The 23,952-nt window shown below is 54.7% G+C and carries 24 protein-coding genes; 14 read left to right on the top strand and 10 right to left on the bottom strand.

Annotated elements, in window-relative coordinates; all coding sequences use genetic code 11:
- Positions 1 to 82: 82 nt before the first annotated feature.
- A complete protein-coding gene (dcd, locus tag CMUST_RS13705; protein WP_047263678.1) occupies positions 83 to 646 on the top strand; it encodes a dCTP deaminase in 564 nt (187 codons plus the stop codon).
- Here dcd and CMUST_RS13700 read toward each other — a convergent pair.
- Positions 643 to 1,473 carry a hypothetical protein gene (locus CMUST_RS13700; RefSeq protein WP_047262980.1) on the bottom strand — a complete coding sequence of 277 codons (831 nt, stop codon included), beginning with the start codon at positions 1,471 to 1,473 and terminating at the stop codon, positions 643 to 645. The genes dcd and CMUST_RS13700 overlap by 4 nt on opposite strands.
- A gap of 242 nt (positions 1,474 to 1,715) precedes the next feature.
- Here CMUST_RS13700 and CMUST_RS16910 point away from each other — a divergent pair, with 242 nt between their 5' ends.
- Together CMUST_RS16910 and CMUST_RS17085 are read left to right on the top strand one after the other, a co-directional pair.
- Positions 1,716 to 1,892 (top strand): hypothetical protein, encoded by a 177-nt coding sequence (locus CMUST_RS16910; protein ID WP_169748510.1) that lies wholly within the window; start codon positions 1,716 to 1,718, stop codon positions 1,890 to 1,892.
- 31 nt (positions 1,893 to 1,923) lie between these two features.
- The gene (locus tag CMUST_RS17085) at positions 1,924 to 2,169 is read left to right on the top strand and encodes a hypothetical protein (RefSeq protein WP_144414228.1); all 246 of its coding nucleotides are present in this window, start codon (positions 1,924 to 1,926) and stop codon (positions 2,167 to 2,169) included.
- 57 nt (positions 2,170 to 2,226) lie between these two features.
- Here CMUST_RS17085 and CMUST_RS13695 read toward each other — a convergent pair whose 3' ends face one another.
- From CMUST_RS13695 to CMUST_RS13665, 7 genes are all read right to left on the bottom strand, one after another.
- On the bottom strand, positions 2,227 to 3,483 hold the full coding sequence (locus tag CMUST_RS13695) for a YibE/F family protein (RefSeq protein WP_047262979.1): 1,257 nt from the start codon (positions 3,481 to 3,483) through the stop codon (positions 2,227 to 2,229).
- Between the two features lie 8 nt (positions 3,484 to 3,491).
- Positions 3,492 to 4,682: a pyridoxal phosphate-dependent aminotransferase gene (locus CMUST_RS13690; RefSeq protein WP_083987767.1), complete on the bottom strand. Its 1,191-nt coding sequence runs from the start codon at positions 4,680 to 4,682 to the stop codon at positions 3,492 to 3,494.
- Positions 4,683 to 4,786: 104 nt separating this feature from the next.
- Positions 4,787 to 5,410, bottom strand: coding sequence for a DUF1707 SHOCT-like domain-containing protein (locus CMUST_RS13685; RefSeq protein WP_047262977.1), 624 nt, complete (start codon positions 5,408 to 5,410; stop codon positions 4,787 to 4,789).
- A gap of 54 nt (positions 5,411 to 5,464) precedes the next feature.
- Positions 5,465 to 5,932, bottom strand: a complete 468-nt coding sequence (locus CMUST_RS13680; RefSeq protein ID WP_047262976.1) for an SMI1/KNR4 family protein — start codon at positions 5,930 to 5,932, stop codon at positions 5,465 to 5,467.
- A 26-nt stretch (positions 5,933 to 5,958) separates the two neighbouring features.
- A complete protein-coding gene (locus CMUST_RS13675; protein WP_047262975.1) occupies positions 5,959 to 8,643 on the bottom strand; it encodes a (Fe-S)-binding protein in 2,685 nt (894 codons plus the stop codon).
- An 81-nt stretch (positions 8,644 to 8,724) separates the two neighbouring features.
- The gene (locus CMUST_RS13670; RefSeq protein WP_047262974.1) at positions 8,725 to 9,213 is read right to left on the bottom strand and encodes a hypothetical protein; all 489 of its coding nucleotides are present in this window, start codon (positions 9,211 to 9,213) and stop codon (positions 8,725 to 8,727) included.
- 169 nt (positions 9,214 to 9,382) lie between these two features.
- Positions 9,383 to 10,315 (bottom strand): DUF559 domain-containing protein, encoded by a 933-nt coding sequence (locus CMUST_RS13665; protein ID WP_158408237.1) that lies wholly within the window; start codon positions 10,313 to 10,315, stop codon positions 9,383 to 9,385.
- Between the two features lie 393 nt (positions 10,316 to 10,708).
- Between CMUST_RS13665 and CMUST_RS16845 the strand changes: the two genes are divergently transcribed.
- The 9 genes from CMUST_RS16845 to CMUST_RS13630 all read left to right on the top strand — a co-directional run bounded on the left by CMUST_RS16845 (position 10,709) and on the right by CMUST_RS13630 (position 18,999).
- A complete protein-coding gene (locus CMUST_RS16845) occupies positions 10,709 to 10,858 on the top strand; it encodes a hypothetical protein (RefSeq protein WP_158408236.1) in 150 nt (49 codons plus the stop codon).
- A gap of 219 nt (positions 10,859 to 11,077) precedes the next feature.
- Positions 11,078 to 12,757, top strand: a complete 1,680-nt coding sequence (locus CMUST_RS13660; RefSeq protein WP_047262972.1) for a nitrite/sulfite reductase — start codon at positions 11,078 to 11,080, stop codon at positions 12,755 to 12,757.
- Positions 12,754 to 12,993 carry a hypothetical protein gene (locus tag CMUST_RS16430; RefSeq protein WP_083987594.1) on the top strand — a complete coding sequence of 80 codons (240 nt, stop codon included), beginning with the start codon at positions 12,754 to 12,756 and terminating at the stop codon, positions 12,991 to 12,993. Before CMUST_RS13660 ends, CMUST_RS16430 begins: the two co-directional genes overlap by 4 nt.
- Positions 12,990 to 13,754: a phosphoadenylyl-sulfate reductase gene (locus CMUST_RS13655; RefSeq protein ID WP_047262971.1), complete on the top strand. Its 765-nt coding sequence runs from the start codon at positions 12,990 to 12,992 to the stop codon at positions 13,752 to 13,754. The genes CMUST_RS16430 and CMUST_RS13655 overlap by 4 nt, the downstream gene beginning before the upstream one ends.
- A 16-nt stretch (positions 13,755 to 13,770) precedes the next feature.
- Positions 13,771 to 14,685 carry a sulfate adenylyltransferase subunit CysD gene (gene cysD, locus CMUST_RS13650; protein WP_047262970.1) on the top strand — a complete coding sequence of 305 codons (915 nt, stop codon included), beginning with the start codon at positions 13,771 to 13,773 and terminating at the stop codon, positions 14,683 to 14,685.
- Positions 14,685 to 15,842, top strand: coding sequence for a sulfate adenylyltransferase subunit 1 (locus CMUST_RS13645; protein ID WP_047262969.1), 1,158 nt, complete (start codon positions 14,685 to 14,687; stop codon positions 15,840 to 15,842). Before cysD ends, CMUST_RS13645 begins: the two co-directional genes overlap by 1 nt.
- Positions 15,839 to 16,456 (top strand): sirohydrochlorin chelatase, encoded by a 618-nt coding sequence (locus CMUST_RS13640; RefSeq protein WP_083987592.1) that lies wholly within the window; start codon positions 15,839 to 15,841, stop codon positions 16,454 to 16,456. The genes CMUST_RS13645 and CMUST_RS13640 overlap by 4 nt, the downstream gene beginning before the upstream one ends.
- Positions 16,447 to 17,307 (top strand): sulfite exporter TauE/SafE family protein, encoded by an 861-nt coding sequence (locus CMUST_RS13635; protein WP_047262967.1) that lies wholly within the window; start codon positions 16,447 to 16,449, stop codon positions 17,305 to 17,307. The genes CMUST_RS13640 and CMUST_RS13635 overlap by 10 nt, the downstream gene beginning before the upstream one ends.
- 90 nt (positions 17,308 to 17,397) lie before the next feature.
- On the top strand, positions 17,398 to 18,999 hold the full coding sequence (locus tag CMUST_RS13630) for an inorganic phosphate transporter (protein WP_047262966.1): 1,602 nt from the start codon (positions 17,398 to 17,400) through the stop codon (positions 18,997 to 18,999).
- Positions 19,000 to 19,011: 12 nt separating this feature from the next.
- On the opposite strand, the gene CMUST_RS13625 is transcribed toward CMUST_RS13630, so the two are convergent.
- Both CMUST_RS13625 and CMUST_RS13620 read right to left on the bottom strand, forming a co-directional pair.
- Positions 19,012 to 19,440: a hypothetical protein gene (locus tag CMUST_RS13625; protein WP_047262965.1), complete on the bottom strand. Its 429-nt coding sequence runs from the start codon at positions 19,438 to 19,440 to the stop codon at positions 19,012 to 19,014.
- A gap of 561 nt (positions 19,441 to 20,001) precedes the next feature.
- Positions 20,002 to 21,375: an AI-2E family transporter gene (locus CMUST_RS13620; RefSeq protein ID WP_047262964.1), complete on the bottom strand. Its 1,374-nt coding sequence runs from the start codon at positions 21,373 to 21,375 to the stop codon at positions 20,002 to 20,004.
- 186 nt (positions 21,376 to 21,561) lie between these two features.
- On the opposite strand from CMUST_RS13620, the gene dnaK reads away from it, so the two are divergent.
- Positions 21,562 to 23,397 carry a molecular chaperone DnaK gene (dnaK, locus tag CMUST_RS13615; RefSeq protein WP_047262963.1) on the top strand — a complete coding sequence of 612 codons (1,836 nt, stop codon included), beginning with the start codon at positions 21,562 to 21,564 and terminating at the stop codon, positions 23,395 to 23,397.
- A complete protein-coding gene (gene grpE / locus CMUST_RS13610; protein ID WP_047262962.1) occupies positions 23,394 to 23,945 on the top strand; it encodes a nucleotide exchange factor GrpE in 552 nt (183 codons plus the stop codon). The genes dnaK and grpE overlap by 4 nt, the downstream gene beginning before the upstream one ends.
- Positions 23,946 to 23,952: the final 7 nt, after the last annotated feature.

Raw genomic sequence — 23,952 nt, 5'->3', positions numbered from 1 at the left:
TTAGCACTGTCCTGCGTTGTGGGTGCAAATAGCCTGTATGTTGTCGTGCATACTACTAGGTTTGGGCGTTACACTTGAGGGCGTGCTTTACTCAGACCAAGATATTCGTGCAGCGATCGAAGCTGGCGACCTGACCATTGAACCGTTCGATCCTGCGTTGATTCAACCGTCGAGTGTAGATGTACGCATGGATCGATTCTTCCGGGTATTTAACAATTCCAAGTACACCCATATTGACCCCAAGCTGCAACAAGATGATTTAACGAGTCTTGTGGAAGTGCCCGAAGATGAGCCTTTTGTTCTGCATCCAGGGGAATTCGTGTTGGGATCAACGTTGGAGAAGTTTACGCTGCCACCGCACATGGCTGGCCGCCTGGAGGGCAAGTCCTCTTTAGGTCGGTTGGGGCTGTTAACCCACTCGACAGCTGGTTTTATCGACCCCGGTTTCTCCGGATATATCACCTTGGAATTGTCGAATGTGGCAAATTTGCCGATCACCTTGTGGCCTGGAATGAAGGTGGGGCAGCTGGCGCTATTCCGTATGACTAGCCCAGCCCAAGTTCCCTATGGTTCTGGAACGCTGGGGTCAAAGTATCAGGGGCAGCGGGGGCCGACTCCTTCTCGGGCGTATTTGAATTTCCGTTAGTGAAACGGCAGGCTAGCGCGGTCTCTATCGTAGGCGTGGCTCAGGGTGGTTACTAGGTAGCCAGAAAATGGTTCGATGGTGTTTTCGGGGGTGAACCGATTTCCGGCTATAGGTAGGGTGGCCAGGCCAATCATTCCGCCCGTCTCGATCCATACTGGCCCACCAGCTTCGCCTGCGGGTGCGTCGTCAAGCGCTATTACCGGGTAATCTCCGTATGTGGTGTAGATGATTGTTCCGCACTTAGGGGTATCGGTGCCGGTCAATAGTGCACAGGCGCGAGTTCCCTCATCGGGGGCATGAGTTTGAATTAAATCACCTGAATGTCGATTAGGGTTTGCAGTGAACGTGACTGAATCGTTGAAGGTGATATATGCGAGATTGTTCGCATTATTGGCTGCTGTTTGGCCCCCGAGTGGACTGTAGTTGGTGTTTGTGCCCGTAAAAGTTCCTATTTCGATGGCGTTAGTGGTGCCTTTGGGGTTGAGGTATACCGGTGAACCGACGGGAAATTGGGTGGTGCAATGTGCTGGGTATAGTCCGGTGCGGGTGGCTGGGTTGACGTAACCAAGTGTGCAGATGCCAAATTTATTGGTGCTGGCGGTAAAAACTGTATCGCCTTGGGCGACGTTGATCGTTTCACCTGGTTTAAGGGGAGTGACTTTGACATTGCCTTGTGGTTTGAGGTTGGGTTCGTACTGCTGTAGGTGCGAGGATCCGGCGAACCCGAGGCTTAACCCTATGGACAAAAGGCTGAGGACACTGATAATGAGTCCAAGCACGGTGGCGATTGCTGTGAGCGCTTGGGGGTTAAATGGCAGATTTTTCATGAGTTTCCCTTGGCAAGTGAGAAATGTTGAAATGTAAACAACATGCTACCATATCTTGGAATAAACTAAGAAAACTTAAATTTAACTTTGTGTTTTTGGTTTTGTTAGTGCACCTTTAACCAATAATTGCTAGAAACATAGGTGATCCTGCGTTCTGGGGCGTCGAAAAGTTCCCTGTGCAATCGGCGACGTGGACAGCTAAGATAAAACCCGCACCAATTACACAAGAAGGGGGTGCAACCATGGCGAAGAAAGCCGACCGGCGGATGTGGAAAATGAATCCAGAACGACTGGAAGCCCATCTGCAACTCCGACGTCGGGCACGACAGATTCCCGACAAGAAGAAACGAGCAAATAAAGAAGCCTGCCGCCGTGGAAAGTGGCAGGCTTCTGGCCTATCTAGCACCTGCACAATATAGCTTTTGTGACCGCTGAATAGCTGATTGGAACGTGACCAGTCAAAGTCGGAGATTCCGGATTCCGCTTATCGATGGGCGACATTCACATGGGGCTTTAGTAACGCCGCTTGGAAATCTCCGACTTCATAAGCTACTGAACGGAAACCTGCGTGTCGTTGGTAATGGGATCGGTGGCGTGGGGCGTCGAAAAGCTCAGGTCGGATTTTTACCCGTGGTGCCAAAAGAATCCCCGCGCGGGGGAGACAATCTCCGACTTCAGGAAAACCCACGACCCTAGAACACAAAATGCCTACCAGCTTCTTGGGCCGGTAGGCGAGCAGCGGTGAACAGATCGTTATCGCCGACTGGATTCTGGCACCGTAAACGCTGCGATCAGTGTTGTGATAGGTACTGCGAGCGTAAGAGCCAAGGCACCGATCCCGGAACGCAGAATTTCGGTGGCAACGGTATCGCTGGTGAGGGTTTGCAACAGGGGCCGTTCGGAGATCGTCAATAACAGCAACAACGGCAGAGAAGCACCAGTATAGGTAAGGACCAAGGTGTAAACCATTGACGAAATATGATCGCGACCGACCTTCATTGCACCAACGAAGATGCGCATGGGGCCCGCCTCGGGATCAAGCTCAGCTAGCTCGTTGACAGTCGAGGACTGGGAGATGGCGACATCGTTGAGAACACCAAGCGCGCCGATGATAAAACCACACAGCATAAGACCACGAACCGACACATCGGGTAAGTAAAGAATGATCGAAAGATTATCTTCGTCGCCCAACCCTCTAAGGTGGTTATTGTCTATAGCCACGCTGGCCAGCCACGCAGCGATCCCCAGTGCGATCAGTGTGCCGCCCAGCGCGGAGGCCGACTTCCAGTTAAACCCATGAACAAGCACCACGACAGCCAGCAGGATTGTTGCGCCACTTACGACTGCCGTGCTGATAGGCGGGGCACCTAGCAGCAACACCGGGAGCGTGAAAAAAACGACGACTAGCATCGTAATCAGCAAACCGATAAGTGCACGCACACCGCGCAGCAACGCGCAGGCGATGATAACCAGCGCGATGAGAATGCCCCACGACAACAGCGGCATAGTGCGCTCCAAGTCACTGAAAGCATAAAGCGGTGCCCCGTTTTCCCCCTCGGATTCTAAAAGAAGAATCTTGTCGCCTTGTTCCAAGGTGGGTTCGCCAGGCTGATTTGAATTGATAATCAGGGTTCGCATGCCAGCCCCGGCACCTTCGCTGATTTCAATGATGTACCATTCGCATTCCTCCGGCGCGCCAAGCACCACCCGAGGTGCGGTATCAAAAAGCGTCCCCGTTTCCGCCGCCGAACAGGCACCGGGTTGCACGAAAAGCACCGTGCCGCCAACTTGCTTGTGGCCCAAATTGAAGCTGGTGTAAAACTCCGGCGCAATGTTTGGTTTTTGATCACCGGGCCACATTTTCGCCAAGCCAACACCGGTACCTAAGACCCACAACGCCAGAAAGCCAACCAATAACCAGCGCCAGAGCGTCATGGTTGTTTCTTTGCTTTTCGACGGAGGAGGGGCGGCGACTGCCCGTACGGTTGGCCTATTTGAATGTCTACCCATACCAGCCCCTACTGCTTGTAACTGGACAAGAAATTGCCCAACCGATCGATAGCTTCACCAAGTTCGCTCGCCCACGGCAAGGTCACAACCCGGAAATGATCCGGCTTTGGCCAATTGAAACCAGTGCCATGCACAAGGAGGATCTTTTCGGCACGAAGCAGATCCAGCATCAACTGGGCATCGTCATGAATGTCGTAATACTCCAAATCCAGCTTCGGAAACGCATACAGTGCACCCATAGGCTTAACGCAACTGACCCCAGGAATCTCATTGAGCTTCTCCCACGCAACATTGCGCTGCTTGGTTAACCTGCCGCTTTCAGAGGTGAAATCGTAAATGGACTGCCGCCCACCTAACGCCACCTGAATAGCATGCTGAGCTGGAACATTAGGACACAGCCGGGTTCCCGCCAGCAAATCCAAGCCCTCAATAAAACCCTTAGCGTGGGCCTTGGGCCCGGTGACCACCATCCAGCCAGCCCGGTAGCCAGCCACCCGATATGCTTTGGACAAGCCGTTGTAAGTGATACACAACAGATCGGGGCACAAAGTGGCAATTGAGGTGTGCTCGGCGCCATCGTAAAGTATGCGGTCGTAGATTTCGTCCGCCAGAATCAGCAAATCGTGTTCCCTGGCAATCTCAACAATCTGCTTCAGTACACTAACCGGATACACCGCACCCGTCGGATTATTGGGATTAATGACAACGATTGCCTTCGTGCGCTCAGTAACCTTCGACCGAATGTCTTCTATCGAAGGATTCCAATTATCCTCCTCATCGCACAAATAATGCACTGGCTTGCCACCCGCCAAAGATGTAGCAGCAGTCCACAGCGGATAATCCGGTGCAGGGATAAGGACCTCGTCGCCGTCGTTAAGCAGCGCCTGGGTAGTCATCGTAATTAATTCGGAAACCCCATTACCCAAATACACGTCATCGACGTCGAAATAAGGAAAACCGGGAATCACCTCATAGCGGGTCACGATAGCGCGCCGGGCCGGAATAATACCCTTCGACGTGGAATACCCCTGCGAGGTAGGCAACGACGCAATCATGTCGCGCATAATCACATCGGGCGCCTCAAAGCCAAAAATAGCCGGATTACCAGTATTAAGCTTTAAAATCCGGTGCCCGTCCAGCTCTAGCCGCTCCGCTTCTTCCGCGACCGGGCCACGGATTTCATACAGAACATTCTTCATCTTCTCCGACTGGTCAAATACCCGCCGGGAGCGTTTAGGTGCAGCTTTCTTATTCACCCGCTAAATTTTGCCACGTTTTAGCCAATCACGCACACAAGTTGTTCTTATTTACGTTGCCGCCACTTCCTTATAGCTTGATTAGCCAAGTCCATCGCATTATTTGTCAACTCCGCCTGCCGCTGCTGTCGAATTGCTTTCTGCTCCGCACGCATCTGCGCGTTCGCGATTTCCAATTCCATAAGTCTTTTCGATTGACTCAATTTCAATTCCCGCAGTCGCGCCCGCTCCAACTTCGCTGAACTTGGTGTATGCCATTCCTTCGGCCCAAGCTTTAACACATACAAGACAATGAACGTCACTGGCACAATCGTGAACAGAAAAATCGGAGTAGCTGGCATAACAAGCGCCTCCAATGTGAAACCAAGAACCGCCGCCAACCCCAAAATTCCCAACCGAACGTTGCGGCCTCGGCTCCGGAGCTCATCAATCTCGCGTACGGAATAGCTAGCTTCCACCGCAGTGCCACCAATCGGGCTAATCGATGTCGGGAGGTCATCAAACACCGGATACAAATCCGACTTCATAACGGATTGTGCAATCTGGGTTAGCCGCTCATCGTATTCCTCCATGGTCAGCCGCCCAGCCGCGAAATGCGCCCCGAGGTCTTCCATGGCCTGCTGCCGCTCCGTGTCACTAATACGATAATCGGGATTAAACGGGTGACTCATACCCATAACAATAGCCCATCCGGGTACTAGCTGTCCCTCAGGGTTTGCCCTGATTTATGTGGAGTTTTGCTCATGGGACAACCATGCGTCCACACTAGCCTTAAACGAGCGACCACCATAAGTGATCACCTCAGAGCGATATGCGATTGCGACAACCCGCTGCATATGATCTTTAAACAATTCGATGACACCGCCATGCGACACCGCAAACGGAACAAGCCCAACTAGCCCAAACTCTTGCTCATAATCCTGGATGATCTCTGGTGAAAACAAATCATTAAGGCGCGCAGAATCGAGAAACTCCATATCAAACGCTGCCTGGCCGGAAGCGGATTGCGGAACCGTGATCCGCCAACCCGCACAGACCAACAACACGTCTTTTAACTCCTGCGACAGTTTAAACCCCCACGAAAGATACTCTGCCACGGTAGGGTTACCAACCACATCCACTAAGTAATCGCCCTCGTAACCTGCCTGCTCAAGGTATGAACGCAGCATAGGGCTCAGCTTGACGCGGTACATGATCCTACTTTCTCGGATGACTGTGGTTAGTCAGATTCTTCCGGGCTTTGGCCGGGCGGGGTCGGGGTTGGTGGTGTAGCCACTGGTGGTGCCGCTGTTGGTGGACTAGCGGTAGGGGGTGCAACCGCGGGCGGCGTTGGGGACGGCGGGGTGGCAGCGGGCGGTGAAGCTGCGGGCGGCGCAGGAACTGGTGGCGTCGCTGCTGGTGGACCGGCGACGGGCGGCGCAGCCGCGGGTGGTGCCGCTGTTGGCGGAGTCGCTGTTGGCGGACTAGCGGTAGGGGGTGCAACCGCGGGCGGCGCAGGAACTGGTGGGAAAGCGACCGGTGCAGTCGGTGGGGCGACCGCTGGTGGTGCCGCAGTAGGAGGGGTCGCTACAGGTGGCACCACGGCAGGTGGCGTCGCCGCTGGTGGTTGCGCACCGCCCGGCGTCGCAACGCCTGGTGGGGGGACAGCCGCCGGGCCGGGCATCGGAATCGCTGGTGGTTTTGGTGCGCTGACGCCGCTAGCTGCAGGTTTGGCGGCGGAAGCTGTGCGTATATTTTCTGCCGATTGTGGGGGATTGGGTTTCTTCGGTGGCCTGGTGATACTGACTGGTTTTTTGGGTTGTGGGGTGGGCAGGTTGCCGTCGATAAGTATGGAGTCGCGTAGCATTTGGGCGACGTCTTTGACCTGGGGGGCGGTGTCGGAGACGGTTTTGAGCCCGGAGGTGAGCATGGTGTTGCAGAACGGGCAGCCGACCGCAACTTCGGCGGCACCGGTGGCGGTGGCTTCGGCGGCGCGGTTTTCGTTGATTCGGGTGCCGAGTTTTTCTTCCATGAACATCCGTGCCCCGCCTGCGCCGCAGCAGAATCCTTCGTTTTTATTGCGTGGCATTTCGGTAAGGTTGGCACCGGTTGCCTCGATGAGTTCGCGTGGCGGGTCGAAGACTTTATTGTGGCGACCTAGGAAGCACGGGTCGTGATAGGTGATCGGTTTGCGGTTTTCGGGACTGCGTGGGATTGGGGTGAGTAGTTTTTCCTGAACGAGTCGGTTGAGTAGTTGAGTGTGGTGGAATACGTCGTAGTGACCGTCGAAGTCGGGGTATTCGTTGCGCAGTGTGTTGAGGCAGTGCGGGCAGGTGGTGATGATTTTGCGCTGTCCTTTGGGGTAGCCGTCGAAGGCGTCGTTAAGCGTAGCGATGTTTTCCAGGGCAAGTTGTTGGAAGAGGAATTCGTTGCCAGCGCGACGGGCCGGATCGCCGGTGCAGGTTTCGTTGTGGGCCAGCACAGCGAAGTTAACGCCAGCGGTGTGTAGTAGTTCGACGACGGCGCGGGTGGTGCGTTTGGCGGCGTCGTCGAAAGCCCCGGCACAGCCCACCCAGAATAGGTATTCGAAATCGGTGACATCGGTGCCGAGGATGGGGACTTCGATGCCATCGCGGCGGGCTTCGTCGACCCAGCTGCGGCGTTCTGCTCTACCTCGTCCCCAGGGATTGCCTTTGACTTCAAGGTTTTTAAACAGGCTGGTCAGCTCGGACGGAAATTCGGATTCGGCCAGCACTTGATAGCGTCTCAGGTTTGCTATGTGGTCAATGTGTTCGATATCCACTGGACACTGTTCGACGCAGGCACCGCAGTTCGTGCAGCTCCACAACACATCAGGTTCGACGGTCAGGCCAGCGCCGACGAGTTTGAGGACATCAACGTCGGCTAAATATGCTGGCTTTTCGACGGCGGCATCGCGTAGTCCTTGCACAAGGAGTTTCGGCGATAGCGGCTTATCCGTGTGCCACGCGGGGCATTGTTCCTGGCAGCGGCCGCATTCGGTGCAGCTTGTGACGTCGAGGAGCATTTTCCACGACGCATCGGTAACCGTTCCAACGCCCAACTGTGGTTCTTCGTCGGATTCTTCCAGGCTTTCCAGGGTGACAGCTTCCCCATGAGAGATTAGCGGTGGAAGTTTACCCAAGGCTTTTTCGCCATCGGGCTCGCGGCGGAAGAAGATATTGAAAAACGCCAAAAAACGATGCCAGGCTACTCCCCAGTTGAGATTGCGGGCGACAACAATAAGCCACACCATACCGATGAGTAGTTTGATGAGCGCAAACACACTAATCAAAGTAGGTGAAGCAGGTAGGAGCTTCGCCAGGTGAATGCTGAGGAAATCTGCCCACCGTGACCCATCACCGTAGGTTGCAATCTTGCCCGCTTTAACCGCGAGCATTCCAAGGCCCTCTAGCAAGATAACCGACTCTACAAAGAGCGCCGCCCGCATGTTGGAGCCGTAAAACCGGGACAACTTGCGGCGATAGTGCGTCGAAAAGCGAACGGCGAAAAGGAAACAAATGCCAAGGATGGTACCAACCGCCAGGACTTCTTCGACAAAATGATAAACCCGCAGATGAGAAAGTACTGGCCAGCCGCCAGCAGGATTAAAGGTCTGGATGTATGCCTCAAACCACACCACGGCGCCGAGTACGAATCCCATCATCACGAACCAATGCGCCACCGCCACAGCAGGTTTACGCAGCAATTCGGTGTGGAACAAGATTTCCACAACTGTTGTCTTGAGCCGAGTAAGCGGGCGATTTGTGCGATTCGGTGAAGGTTGGCCTGCGGAAATGAGGCGAAAAATCCGGTACACCGCCCGCGCGAAATATAACCACGCAGGAATCGACAATACGATACCCACTACCCCAAGGATCGTGGATACGCTGGCGGTAAACGGCATGAGCAAACCTTTTCAACTGATAAAGAATATGTCCGAGTCATACTCTAATACGACCAGCGGCTAAACCAATCACCTGTCCAACTACACGCAAACCGGCACGCCGCGTGCCACCCGCACCACTTCCTGCCACTGTGCCAAAGTCCGATCGGTCGGCAGCGACAGCGCATCGCGCCACTCGGTAAACGCCACCCCGTGAGCGTCAAGCGCGTGCGTAATGTCGCTAAGGGCCTGCTTGGCCTTGGACTTTGCGATACCAACCGCAGCCGCTACCGCGCCGTGAGCCTGCGCCTCCGAAGCGAAGTCGGCGACAATTACCGCGTCGTAGAAAGGCTTGAGGCTTTCAATCGACAGGTCGCCATCGGCGCCAATGGTGACATTGCCAATGACGCGCACCGAGCTTCGGCTTGTTTGCTTGGTATTTGCCTGCGCCGCGTTAGGGCGCAACCCCACCGGGGCGGGGGCCTGGTCGAAGATGTCTACCGTGATCGGCATGGCACAACGCATCAGTAAGTCAGCGACATAAAGGCCAGCAGCATTGGCGCTAACGGCTGCGATGCGAAGTGGAGACATCGATCCAACCCTTTCGGTGGTAATGAGCTTTGGTAGATATGCTCAAAACTATAGACCGCTTAGTCTGATAAGTAAATGTACTCAGTGTGTAGAATTCTCCAATTATCGCATTATGCTTTATTTTTAGCATGAATTTAATTGTAGACAGATCTGTCTGTTTGGTTTTGATTTAAGCGGCCAGCAGCTCCTTTCTCTTCCGATTTTCCAGGAGGTTTTGAACTGTCGGTACCAGTTCATGCCAAACCTCCCGGGGACTAAAGCGCAGAATTGTGTAACCCCGGCGCAGTAATAATCGTTCTCGCTCCCGCTCTGCCATGACGGTGACGGTGGGGTTCTGCTGGTACTTTGTGGCGCCATCAATCTCGATGATTAGCCAACCATCTATCAGTAGGTCTGGGATGTAAATCTGGCCCGGCTCCGGCAAAACTGCCTGCGGAATAATCGAGGAAATGCCTGGTAGGTTAGCTTTTTCAAGGGAAAACCGTGCAACCGTCTCGTATATACTTTGTATTCCTTCCCGGGCGGATTTCATGAGTACGATTGCTCGAGACCGGCCGTCAATATTGCGCATGGACAACAAATTGCGCACTATCTTCGCCTTCGACAATCTGAACTTATACATCGCCGCCTCAATGAACGCCAATGCGTTGAGCTCGCCGAAATGTCGTAAGAGGTCAATGAAAGTGTGCTCAATGGTTGTCACGCGCATGCCATTGACTGTGGTGATATGCTCGGCGGGCAATGTTCCGTAACGGTACAAAGTCCCAGGCTGCCATCGACTTTTTGCCTTTGGGGAGGTATTGCCCGGTAGGCACAATTCCACCATGTTGAAATTCTTGCTCGGCATTAGATATGGAATTCCCCACACCGCCGCAGCCGCAACTCCGCATAACACCGCTCGTTTTGTCGAGTGTGCCACTGCTAGCACTCGCGTCTCAAACTGCTGCCATCTCTTCAAATTCGCGAACGATCTCATTGGCATCGCCACGGTTGAGCTAAGCGTGACAATGCTATGCGACCGGCCCGCCAATTCCTTGGCTTGCATTAAATTACGAGATAGTGAACGTAGATAAATGAAATCTTTCTGTGCATCTGTGAACATGCAAAAAGTATCGCACCTGACGCCGACACAGCTTCCGAAACGGGTGTAGCGCATCGCGTCATTGCCTCCTCTACGTGGGCATAAAAGCTGCGGCGCGGGGGTGGCTATGGTGCATTGGGTTGGAGGTTGTGGTCGCGGTCAGGCTTGCGGTCGGAGATTGGGGGTTTTGGGGATGCGGCCGCTGGGGTTTGTGTGGTCGCGAGGAGAATCTCCGACTTGAAGGATCGTGGTGGTCGTGTCTGTCGTAATGGGTTGGTGGTGTCACTTGTCGACGCGGGGCGATGTGCGTTGTTGTCGGCGTGGTTTTCCCTGCGTGTTGTTTTTGGTCGGGGATTGGGGGTTTTTAGGTAAGTGTCGCTGGGGATTCTGGGCGTTGGGGAAGGAATCTCCGACTTGAAGGATCGTGGTGGTCGTGTCTGTCGTAATGGGTTGGCGGTGTCGCTTGTCGACGCGGGGCGATGTGCGTTGTTGTCGGCGTGGTTTTCCCTTCTCAAGGTTGCGGTGACTGGGATGCTTGGATGTGCGGGTGGCGTGTGTTGTTGAGTGGGAGGTTTAGCTGAAATTAGGGAAGCGTCGATGGGATATTGTAGACAGCTTGGTCTGTTATGACATTTAATTGCCTCCAAGCAATGGAGCTAGATAATTTGATTCACGGAAAAATATGCTATTTAGCAGCGTATAAATAAAAAACTAAATAGTATGCTTGAAATAGACTACTTGGTGCGGTTAGCGTTCAGATAATTCGATTTTTTAGGAGTGGATATGACTGCACCAACCAAAACGCCGACCAAAACTCGTCGAAAAGCAAAGCCTGAAGGGCAGTGGAAGATTGACGGTGCCACCCCTCTCAATGACGATGAACGGATTAAGCAAGAAGAAGACGTGCTAGCCGCGCGAGAACGAATTATTGAGGTCTATTCCAAGCAGGGGTTCTCGTCGATCTCGGCGGAGGATCTTGCGCCCCGGTTTAAGTGGCTTGGGCTTTACACTCAGCGTCGTCAGGATTTAGGTGGTGAGCACACCGGCCAGTTAAGCAATACGGAATTGCAGGACGAATTCTTTATGCTGCGGATTCGTTTTGACGGCGGCCGGTTAAGTCCACAGCAGCTAAAGGTTGTGGGGGAGATTTCGCGGGATTATGCCCGGTCGACAGCGGATTTTACTGATCGCCAGAATATTCAATTGCATTGGATTCGGATCGAAGATGTGCCTGCTATTTGGGAGAAATTGGAGGCGCATGGGTTATCTACGATGCTTGGGTGCGGTGATGTGCCACGGGTGATTTTGGGGTCGCCGGTGGCTGGGATTGCTGCGGATGAGATTATTGATGCTAGCCCCGCAATCGACGCAATCATTCAGGAGTATTTGCCGCGGGAGGAATTTCGGAATCTGCCGCGTAAATTTAAGTCGGCGATTAGCGGCCATGCGCGCCAGGATGTGACGCATGAAATTCAGGATGTGTCGTTTATCGGTAGCGTTCACCCCGAGTTCGGCCCCGGCTTTGAGTGTTTTGTAGGTGGTGGGTTGTCCACGAATCCGATGCTGGCCCAAAGTTTAGGTGCGTGGATTCCGCTGGCTAAGGTGCCTGAGGTGTGGGCCGGGGTTGCCCGGGTGTTCCGAGATTACGGTTTTCGGCGGTTGCGTAATCGCGCCCGGTTGAAGTTTTTGGTTGCGCAGTGGGGGATTGAGAAGTTTCGGCAAGTGCTGGAAGAAGAGTATTTGGGCTATTCGCTTGTCGACGGCCCAGCTGCAGCAATTAACCCAGGTAACAGGGATCATCTCGGCATCCATCCGCAGAAAGATGGCCGCTTTTATCTAGGGGTAAAACCCACGGTTGGGCACGCTACTGGTGAGCAGCTGATCGCTATCGCTGAGGTGGCCGAGGAATTTGGTGTCAGTCGGTTGCGTACTACTACCGATAAGGAATTGTTGTTCCTAGACATTGATCAGTCACAGTTGTCCGCGCTGGCGGCGGCGTTGGATGCGACGGGACTGTATTCGAATCCATCGGAATTTAGGCGCGGCATTATTTCTTGCACTGGTTTGGAGTTTTGCAAGCTTGCGCATGTGACCACCAAGGCGAGGGCCATCGAATTGGTGGATGAGCTTGAAGACCGGCTGGGTCAGCTGGATGTCCCGTTGAAGATTTCGCTCAATGGGTGCCCGAATGCGTGCGCGCGGTCCCAGGTGGCGGACATTGGTTTGAAAGGACAAACGGTGACCGACGATGCGGGCAACCGGGTGGAGGGATTCCAAGTGCATTTGGGTGGGGCCCTGGGTTTGGATCCGAATTTTGGCCGCAAGCTGCGCGGACACAAGGTAACCAGTGCTGAACTGGGTGACTATGTGGTGCGTGTGGTCGAAAAGTTTCAGGCGCAACGCAGCGACGGTGAGCAGTTTCGGGACTGGGTGGTACGGGCAGCGGAGGAGGATCTGCAATGAGAATGCGAAGAAAACCCAATCCGAATCGTAACCATCCGCTGCATTGCCCCTATTGTGCGGCCGAGGTGTTGTTCCCAGCAGAAGACTCCGAGTTTTCCTGGCATTGCATAGATTGCAGCCGAGTGTTTGAGGTGAAGTTTTTCGGCACCAACGATGCACAGCACTCACCCGCCCCGGCGTTATCGGCAAGCCAGGCGCTCCATCGTTCCCTTTCGACCCGTGGACATTTACTATGAACCTGCTCAATATTACGAAAAAAGACCCAGCAATTTCCCCGGCTGGCACCCGCCACACCACTCCACTTGCTCCTGAGGTGGCGGCAGTAAACGCCGACCTGGTCAACCGATACGCGGATTCGCTTTTCGACGCCCCCGCCGCTGAAATCCTCACCTGGCTCAACGAACACGCACCCGGACCGGTGGCAGTGACCATGTCGATGGAAAACACTGTCTTGGCGGAATTAGCTCACCGGCACCTGCCAGAAGCCGACTTGTTGTTTTTAGACACCGGCTACCACTTCCCGGAAACGCTTAGCGTGAAAAACCAGGTTGCGGCGAGGTACCCGCAGCATGTGCTCACCGCAACCCCGATCTTGAGTATCGCCGAACAAAACGAGGAATATGGCCCGAGCCTGTATCTTTCCAACCCGACAGCGTGTTGCCGAATGCGGAAGGTGGAACCACTGGCGGCGTCGTTAAGCAACTACGCTGCCTGGGTCACGGGTCTGCGCCGGGCTGATGGGCCAACGAGGACGACCGCACCGGCGCTCAGCCTCGATGCGACTGGGCGACTAAAAGTCTCACCACTTGTCACCTGGAGCCTTGCCGACACCGAGAAATTCATCGAAGACAACCAGCTAATCACCCACCCGCTGACCACGCAGGGCTACCCCTCAATTGGATGCGCCACCTGCACATTCCCCGTAGAACCCGGCGACGACCCCCGGTCCGGCCGGTGGCAAGGATCCACCAAAACCGAATGCGGCCTACACACCTAACCGTTAAGGAGCACACATGACCAGCCCAACCACCACGATCCTGTCCGAACACCTCAAAGACCTAGAAAACGAATCCATCCACATCCTCCGCGAGGTAGCGGGACAATTTGACCAGGTAGCCCTGTTATTTTCCGGCGGTAAGGATTCCGTCGTGGTCTTCGAATTAGCCCGGCGTGCGTTTCATCCTGCCCCAATGCCATTTGAATTGCTGCACATTGATACCGGTCATAACTTCCCCGAGGTGATTGAGTTTCGGGACGCGATCGTCGAAAAACACGGTGCGCGCCTTCGGGTAGCACGAGTCCAAGACTGGATCGACCGGGGCGAACTGGCAGAACGCCCCGACGGCACCCGTAATCCGTTACAGACGGTACCGCTAAACGAAACCATCGCTGAGCACCGCTACACGGCAGTTATCGGTGGGGCGCGCCGGGACGAAGAGCGGGCGCGGGCGAAAGAGCGTGTGTTTTCCGTCCGGGATAGCTTTGGCGCGTGGGATCCACGCCGTCAACGCCCCGAGCTATGGAACTTATATAACGGTAGGCACCAGCCGGGGGAAAACATCCGGGTTTTCCCGATTTCTAATTGGACAGAGGCAGATATTTGGCGCTACATCAAAGCCCGCGATATTGAGTTGCCTAGCTTGTACTACGCCCACCGCCGCGATGTATTCAACCGCGACGGCATGTGGCTAAGCGCCGGTGACTGGGGTGGGCCGCGCGGCGACGAGACAGTGGAAACCAAAACGGTGCGGTACCGCACCATTGGGGATATGAGCTGCACCGGCGCGGTGGAGTCGTCTGCCGCCACGGTGGACGAGGTGATAGCGGAGATTCTGACCGCGACTCACACCGAACGGGGAGCGACCCGCGCCGACGACAGACTATCCGATTCCGCAATGGAGGATCGCAAAAAGGAAGGTTATTTCTGATGCATACCCTAAGATTCTGCACCGCCGGTTCCGTCGACGACGGCAAATCCACCTTCGTGGGGCGCCTTCTGCACGACACGAAATCCATACTGACGGACCAGCTCGATTCTATTCAACGCAGTTCCGCCACCCGAGGATTCGACGGCCTGGATCTTTCGTTGCTTGTTGACGGCCTCCGTGCCGAACGAGAGCAAGGGATCACCATTGATGTCGCCTACCGCTATTTCGCAACGGCGCACCGAAACTTCATACTCGCCGATACCCCAGGCCACGTGCAATATACCCGCAATACCGTCACCGGGGTCTCCACCTCAGATGTAGTGGTTTTGCTTGTCGACGCCCGCAAAGGCGTCATCGAACAGACCCGCACCCACCTCTCGGTCGCCGCGCTACTTGGAGTACAAACGGTGATTCTGGCGGTCAACAAAATCGACTTGGTGGACTACAACCAAGCGATTTTCGACACCATCGACGCAGACTTCCGTTCCATTGCAACGCAACTAGGTATTACCTATCCCTATGCGGTACCGATCTCAGCATTAAACGGCGACAACGTGGTGGAAACGTCACCTAACCTCCCGTGGTACACCGGCCCGACGATTTTAGAACTATTAGAAACCATTGATGTAAAAGCCGAAGAATCAGATTTCCGGTTCCCCATCCAATACGTCATCCGCAGCACCGACTATCGTGGATATGCAGGAAGCATCGCCAGCGGAAGCATTCAGGTGGGGCAAGAAGTAGCCACCCCATCAGGAACCACTACAATCACCAGCATTGACACCAGCGACGGGCCGGTCAATAGCGCAAGTCGCGGCGACGCCGTTACCCTCCGCCTTGCAGACGAACTCGACCTTTCCCGAGGGGACCTGGTGGCAATCAACCCACCGCAGCCTACTAACCAACTATCGGCAACAATCGTGGGGCTCTCAGCAACCGGAATAGCAGCCGGACAGGTGGTGGAACTTCGCTATGGCACAGCAACGGTCAAAGCCCGTTTTGCGGATGACATCGCCCACAACGCAATCGTGCCCACCACAGTCGCCTTACAAGCAGCGCTGCCAGTGGAACCATATGCTGGGCGTGGTGCAGTCGGAGCTTTTCTAGTGATCCACCCTGTAACGGGTGACACGTTAGCGGCGGGATTAGTGACATGACTGCCACCGTGTTGCTGGTGCACGGCTCCCGCCACCCCAAAGCAGTAGAGGGAATACAGCAACTCACCCAAGCTGTAAGCCGACGCACTAAAGCGCCGATATACGCCTCTTACCTGGATTTTCATGAAGACACATTGCCTGTCATCTGCCGAAAGATCGCGCGAGCTGGATACGACTCGGCGCAGGTTGTTCCGTTGCTATTCACCGATGCCTACCACCATCGGGTTGACGTCCCAGAAATAATTTCCTCCTGCGATCTACCGATTTCCCTACGGCCACATTTAGGAACCGGTCCAGAAATCGCGGAATTGTTGGCGCGCCGGGTCCCGGCCGGAGCCCAACCAGTGGTTTATGCAGTGGGATCTAGCGATGAAGCGGCGAATGTGAGCGTCGAAAAGCTTGCTGCAACCATTGGCGGCACCGCAGTGTTTGCAACCCGGCGTGGCGGGCGGTTACCGAGCGGGCGGGTGCACGTTGTGCCATTGTTTGTCACGCACGGCTTATTGCTGGATGCGTTGGTGAAAAATCACCCGCCGAGTGCAGATATAAGTTATTCGCCGCCGCTTATCACAGAACTGACCGAGGTAATAAGGAGGCGGATGCAATGCTCATAGTGATAGCCGGCGCGATCGCCCAACTTGTCGACGGCGGCCTGGGCATGGGATTCGGCGTCACCTCCACAACAATCCTCCTTCTGAGCATGACCCCCGCCCACGCTTCCGCAGTAGTGCACGCAGCCGAAGTGGGAACAACGCTAGCCTCCGGTCTTGCGCACTGGCGGTTCGGCAACGTTAACTGGCGTATCGTTTTCCGACTCGGACTTCCTGGCGCCGTCGGTGCAGGTGTCGGTGCTACCGTGCTATCCCATATCTCCGCCAACGCAGCCCAACCAATAACCGCCATCATTCTTGCATTAGTGGGTGCGAATTTGCTGTGGCGGTTCTCACGCGGACGCATCCGAAAACCCAGCTCTAGGCAATATTCCACCCCGATGATTGTTGCGCTAGGCACCGTCGGTGGGCTTGTCGACGCCACCGGAGGCGGCGGCTGGGGGCCGATGACAACCTCGACGCTACTTGCACTAGGAAAGGACGAACCACGTCGGGTGATCGGAACCGTAAACACCGCAGAATTCCTGGTCGCCACCGCGGCAACCATCGGATTTGTCATTGGGCTCTGGGATCAACTAGACACCCACCTTTTTGCGATTGGTCAGCTCATGCTCGGTGGAGTTATTGCAGCACCAGTGGCAGCATGGCTGGTAACCAAGGTCAACCCGATTATCCTGGGTGGTTTCGTTGGGACAGCACTTATTGCGCTGAACCTGCCGGTGCTTTGGCCAGTGGCAGTGGTCGCTGGGATTATATTGACCCGACGTGGCATTAAACGCTCGCGCCGCACCCACATTATTGTCAGCACCCAACCACGTATCGAAAATCAATACGCCGAGGTCAAAGCGCTGTAGCCACCCCCAGCGGGGGTAGGGTTAACCTAGTGTTCACTTTTAGATTGCAAGCTTTTTTCTGCATCAATCTTTTAAAAGAAAGAACCACGCATGACAAACTCCACCATGACGGTCGCTCCACCAGGCCCACCAAACAACGATAAATGGTGGCACATCAGCTTCGGCGGGCTGCTGAGCGTCACGATCATTGTGTTCTTACTCTGGTCCTTTGACTACGTAGGTCCCGAAGCCAACAAGCTCATCTTGATTACCACCATCGCCTTCGGTGTATTCATGGCTTTTAACATTGGTGGCAACGACGTTGCCAACTCGTTTGGAACATCAGTTGGCGCCGGCACTCTATCAATGAAACAAGCGCTGGTGGTAGCCGCCATCTTCGAAGTCTCTGGTGCGGTTCTGGCTGGTGGTGAGGTAACCGATACCGTGAAATCCGGAATCGTCGACCTCGACGCCATCGACCTTGACCCACTACACTTCGCCTTCATCATGATGTCCGCACTGTTAGGTGCAGCGATCTGGTTGCTAGTCGCCACCCGGATGGGTTGGCCAGTATCAACCACCCACTCCATCATCGGCGGAATTGTCGGCTCCTCGCTTACCCTCGGATTCTTCCTCGATATCGGAGGAACCGATATGGTGCAATGGGACCAGATAGGAAGCATCGCACTATCGTGGGTGCTCTCCCCAGTGCTTGGTGGAATAACCGCCTACCTCCTCTTCGGCGCCATTAAACGCCACATCCTAGTTTTCAACGACAAAGCAGACGAAGAGCTGCGCTCGATCAAGGAAGAACGGATAAAACTCCATCGAGACTTCAAATCCTCCTTTGAGCGCCTTTCGGAGGTCCAACAGCTGGCATACACCAACGCCATGACCCGCGACGCCGCACTGATCGCGGAACGCGACTTCGACCCGAACGAACTCGAATCCGACTACTACCGTGACCTACACCGCCTTAACGAACGCCGTGACATGCTCAACACCCACCGTGCTCTGGAAAACTGGGTTCCGCTTCTCGCGGCGGCAGGTGCCGCAGTCATCGGTGCAATGATGATCTTCAAGGGGCTTAAAAACCTCAAGTTCGAGCTCTCCAACTTAGGAAACATCCTCATCATCGCCATGATCGCGGCGGTAGTTTGGATGGCAGTCTTCATCTTCTCCCGCACCCTCAAACGCCAAGAACTCTCCCGGGCGACCTTCATCCTCTTTTCCTGGATGCAGGTATTCACAGCCTCGGCTTTCGCCTTTAGCCACGGCTCCAATGATATCGCAAACGCCATCGGCCCGTTCTCCGCAGTCCTGGATGTGTTGAAAACCAACGCCATCAATGAAAAAGCCGCCGTGCCAACCGCCGCCATGATCACCTGTGGTGTGGCATTGATTGCCGGACTATGGTTCATTGGGCGCTACGTTATCCAAACCGTCGGCTCTGGGCTCACCGAAATGCACCCAGCCTCCGGGTTTGCTGCAGAAATGGCGGCCGCCGGTGTGGTCATGGCGGCATCGCTTTTAGGCCTTCCGGTGTCCTCGACCCACATTCTCATTGGTGCGGTATTAGGCGTGGGGGTTGTGAATAAAGCAGCGAACTGGTCACTGATGAAACCGATCGCCCTGGCCTGGATCATCACCCTGCCCGCCGCCGCCAGCGTGGCTTCAGTCGCCGTGCTGGCGCTCAACGCAATCTGGGGATAGGTGTGGATCTGGTCACCTAGTCTCGTGACTTTTAAGGAGTGCGAAAAGCCGACTGTGGTCGGCTTTTGTCGTTTCCTCCGCAGGCGGTGGCCATTTGAGCAGCGACGCCAACGAATCTCCCTTACTAAACCACAAACACATCGCCAGAATGTCACCATCCTCAGTAAACCCCGGAACCATAAGCAAATCACCTCGATTCCCGAATCCGAAAACGTTGGCATCCCCTTGATCGTTTCCCCGGTAGTGAACCAGGAGCCCAAACACAAAATGAACGCCAAAATCGTTCAAAATCAAAACTGAATCAATACCTTTGAGGTTCTTTTCGGGCTCGAAATCACCCGCTAGCGACACGCGTTCCGGCTCTCCCAGTGCACTGAAAAGCTCTGAAACCAAGTCGTGGGTTTCCTGTGGGAACAAATCTGTGCGATGGCAACTTTCCATATGCTCAATGTACGTCAAGGCTGCCCAGAATGGGCAAGGAGCGTTTGGCGGGTGCCACAGCAGGCTAGATCGTGGAGATGAGAGGCTGAGGTAGACGATGCCTGGTGGTTATATGAAGTCGGAGATTGGCAATCTGTGGGTAGAAAACCGCAGGATAGCGGTGGGGTAAGCGGGGTAAAAATGTGGAATCTCCGACTTCATATGTCATAAAAATAAGCGGGTGTCGGCTGCTGGGGTGGTCGGGTGGTGTGTGGCGGATAGCAAGCTGATTTTGTTTTAGACCGATGGTGTTTCCCTGTGAGTCGTGAGACACGAAGGCGAGTCTGCAATCTGGATCGGGACTTGAGGTTTTTATGAAGTCGGGGATTTGAAATCGGGGCGCGAAAATCTCCAGGAAAATTGGGCGCAGAAAGGCAAGGAATAAGGAATCTCCGACTTGATAAAAACCGAGAACCAGCACAGCTGAATGGTATTGTTGGGCAGAAAAAGCAGAAGCCGGGGAGGGCAGCAATTGAGCATTTCCTCCCCGGCGGTGTCCGGGTGTAAGCGGGCTACGAGTGATTAGTTGGTATTGGTTTCCTCTTGAGCATCCTCGGTGGCTGCTTCTGTTGTTTTGGTTTTGGAGGTGGTTTTCTTCCCGCTATTGGTTACTTTTCCGATGCCTTGTTTAAAGCCGAGTTTCGCCAACCGGTCGGTGAAAATTTTGAACGCGTCGTTGGCGGTAACGGATGTGGTGTTTTCCAAGGTGGTGGCCATCTCTATGTCGTCGATGGTGATTTCGCCCGCGCGTAGCGCCACGAGTTCTTGATGGTAGCGCACGAGTACCGCCAGTGTTGCTGCGACGGGAACAGCCAGGAAGGCGCCAACAACACCGAAAATAGTGGAGCCTAAGGTCACGGACAGCAGCACGATTGCGGCGTGGAGGTTCATGGCGCGCGATTGCAGCATTGGCTGCAGGACATTTCCTTCGAGCTGTTGCACGAGAATGATGAGGCCGACGACCAGTAACGCGTTGGTGGGTCCGTTGGAAACCAGGGCGATAACCACTGCCAGGGCACCGGCGGTGAAGGCACCGACGATGGGGATGAATCCCGCGAAGAAGGTGATGACAGCCAGCACGAGGGCCAGCGGGACATTTAATATGATGAGGCCGATGCCGATGAAGATTGCGTCGACAAGCGAAACGATGGCTTGGGCGCGGATGAATCCAGCAAGGGTGTTCCACACGCGGGTGAGCAGTTCCGTAAGATGCCAGCCGACGTTGGGGCCGGTTGCTTTGCGGATCATCGGGAGAAAGCGGGTTCCGTCTTTTAAGAAGAAGAAGGTAAGGATCAGCATTAGGACCAGAGTCACCACTATTGATGTTGCGGTGGAAAGTCCGGTAAAGACGCCCGATGCGATATCGCTGGAGCGGTTCTGTACGAAACCTTGGATTTCCTTGATGACGTTGTCGAATTGATCCAGGTCCAAGTTAAGCGGCGGGCCTTGCACCCATTCCTGGAGTTTCTCAATACCTTCCGTTGCTTTTTGCACCAGGTCTTTGGATTGCCCGGCCACGCGTGGCGCCATGGCGGAAATGATTCCGGCGAGGATGGCGAAGAACCCGACGATAACGAGTATTACCGCGAGTGCGGCTGGCACACCGCGGTTGCGTAACCAGCGCACTGGCGGCCACATGACGGTGGAAACGAGCAGGGCGAGGAGCACCGGAAGCAGTGCGGTCCAAATGGCGCCGAATCCGCGCCATAGGAGGTAACCTGCGACAACCATGATGATAAAGCGCAGCGCCCAACCGGCGGCCCAGCGCCCGTCCCTGCCTAAAATGACGGCGCGGTCGGTGTGGGCGACGTTGGGTTCGGTGTCAGATTCCACCACATGGAGGTCAAGATCGGTGTTGTCTAATACAGATTGAATGTCATCATCGTGTTCATTCATGGAGTCTACTTTGCCATAAACCGGAGCTTAACGGCAGTTCAGAAAAAAGTTGAGCGAGTTTCGCTCAAGGTACTAGCTTTTCGACGCGGGCTCTGGTAGGTTATCTGTAAGAAGTTGAGTGTTTTCCGATCAACTTCATTAAAAATCGCAGTACATAAGCATAAAAACTTCAAGGAGGAATTGGATATGGGACGCGCTGTTGGTATTGACTTAGGTACCACAAACTCATGCGTAGCGGTTTTGGAAGGTGGTGAGCCACAGGTTATCGCTAACTCTGAGGGTTCGCGCACCACGCCATCTGTGGTTGCTTTTACAAAAAATGGTGAGGTGATTGTTGGTCAGTCCGCTAAGAACCAGGCTGTTACCAACGTTGACCGCACCATCCGCTCCGTTAAGCGCCACATCGGTACTGACTGGAGCATCGACATTGATGGCAAGAAGTACACGCCACAGGAAATTTCGGCTCGTACCTTGATGAAGCTCAAGCGCGACGCTGAGGCATACCTTGGTGACGAAGTTACTGATGCTGTTATTACCGTTCCTGCTTACTTCTCCGACTCGCAGCGTCAGGCAACGAAGGAAGCTGGTCAGATTGCAGGTTTGAACGTTCTACGTATCGTGAACGAGCCAACCGCTGCTGCTTTGGCATACGGCCTAGAGAAGGGTGAAAAGGAGCAGACCATTCTTGTGTTCGACCTCGGTGGTGGTACTTTCGACGTCTCCCTGTTGGAGATTGGCGATGGTGTCGTTGAGGTTCGCGCAACCGCTGGTGATAACAAGCTCGGTGGTGATGACTGGGATCAGCGTATCGTTGACTGGTTGGTAGAAAAGTTCAAGACCTCCACTGGTGTGGATTTGTCTAAGGACAAGATGGCGATGCAGCGGCTGCGTGAGGCTGCCGAGAAGGCAAAGATCGAGCTGTCGTCCTCCCAGTCTGCAAACATTAACCTGCCATACATCACCGTTGATGCGGACAAGAACCCACTGTTCTTGGATGAGACGTTGTCACGCACTGAATTCCAGCGCATCACCCAGGATCTGTTGGATCGCACCAAGGCTCCGTTTAACCAGGTGATTGCTGATGCTGGTATCTCTGTTTCCGGCATTGATCATGTTGTTTTGGTTGGTGGCTCCACCCGTATGCCTGCCGTTTCCGATCTGGTTAAAGAATTAACCGGTGGCCGCGAGCCTAACAAGGGCGTCAACCCAGATGAGGTTGTTGCTGTCGGCGCTGCGTTGCAGGCTGGCGTTTTGCGCGGCGAAGTCAAGGACGTTTTGCTTCTCGACGTCACCCCACTGTCGCTTGGTATCGAAACCAAGGGCGGCGTGATGACCAAGCTGATCGAACGTAACACCACGATCCCAACCAAGCGTTCCGAGACCTTTACCACCGCTGAGGATAACCAGCCTTCGGTTCAGATTCAGGTGTTCCAGGGCGAGCGGGAAATTGCGCAGCACAACAAGCTACTCGGCTCCTTCGAACTTGGTGGCATTGCCCCTGCACCACGTGGTGTTCCACAGATCGAGGTGACCTTCGATATTGATGCTAACGGTATCGTGCACGTTACCGCGAAGGATAAGGGAACAGGCAAGGAAAACACCATCAAGATTCAGGATGGTTCCGGCCTGAGCCAGGAAGAAATCGATCGCATGATCAAGGACGCCGAAGCTCACGCTGAGGAAGACAAGAAGCGTCGTGAGGAGCAGGAGACCCGTAACGCTGCGGAGTCCACCGCCTACCAGACTCGGAAGTTCTTGGATGAGAACTCCGACAAGGTCAGTGAGGAGATCAAGACCAAGGTAACTGAGGCTTGTGACGCTGTAGACGAAGCTCTCAAGGGCGATGACCTGGAGGCTATCCGTGCTGCTGCCGAGAAGCTGAACACTGAGGCTCAGGAGATGGGTAAGGCCATCTACGAAGCGGAGGCGGCTAAGGCACAGGCAGATGCGGAGTCCGGTACCCCAGCTGACGACAATGTTGTTGACGCTGAGGTAGTTGAAGAAGATGGAGACAAGAAGTGACATCAGAAAACAACGTTGAGCCAGAGGTCGAGCAGGTCGAGGAGGTAATCACCGAGGAGACCGCTGACGTTGAACCCGACGTTGACGGCGACGGTGAAGTTACCCCCCTGGAGGCGGAATTAGCCGAGCGCACTGAGGACTTACAACGACTCAACGCTGAATATGCCAACTACCGGCGTCGAACAGCTCAAGAACGAGAAGCGGTGGTCGAACACACCAAAGGCCAGGTTGTGGCCAAATTGCTTCCTATCTTGGATGACCTCGAATTGGCAGCTCAGCACGGCGACTTAGCGGAAGGCCCCTTAAAGGCATTCCATGATAAGTTCCACACCGTATTGGAGTCGATGAAGGTGGAAGCGTTCGGTGCTGAAGGTGATCCGTTTGATGCGGAACGCCATGAGGCGGTTCAGGACCTTTCCACTGGTGATGAAAAAGCAATCGGTACCGTTTTGCGTAAGGGCTATCAATTAAATGGTCGCCTGCTGCGTACCGCTATGGTTCTGATTGCAGACCCGAAGGTTGCGGAAACCCCAGCCGAGGACGCCTAAGAAATAA

Origin of the sequence: Corynebacterium mustelae, assembly GCF_001020985.1 — a bacterium.
GTDB classification, from domain to species: domain Bacteria; phylum Actinomycetota; class Actinomycetes; order Mycobacteriales; family Mycobacteriaceae; genus Corynebacterium; species Corynebacterium mustelae.
This window is presented reverse-complemented; position numbering and strand designations above follow the sequence as displayed.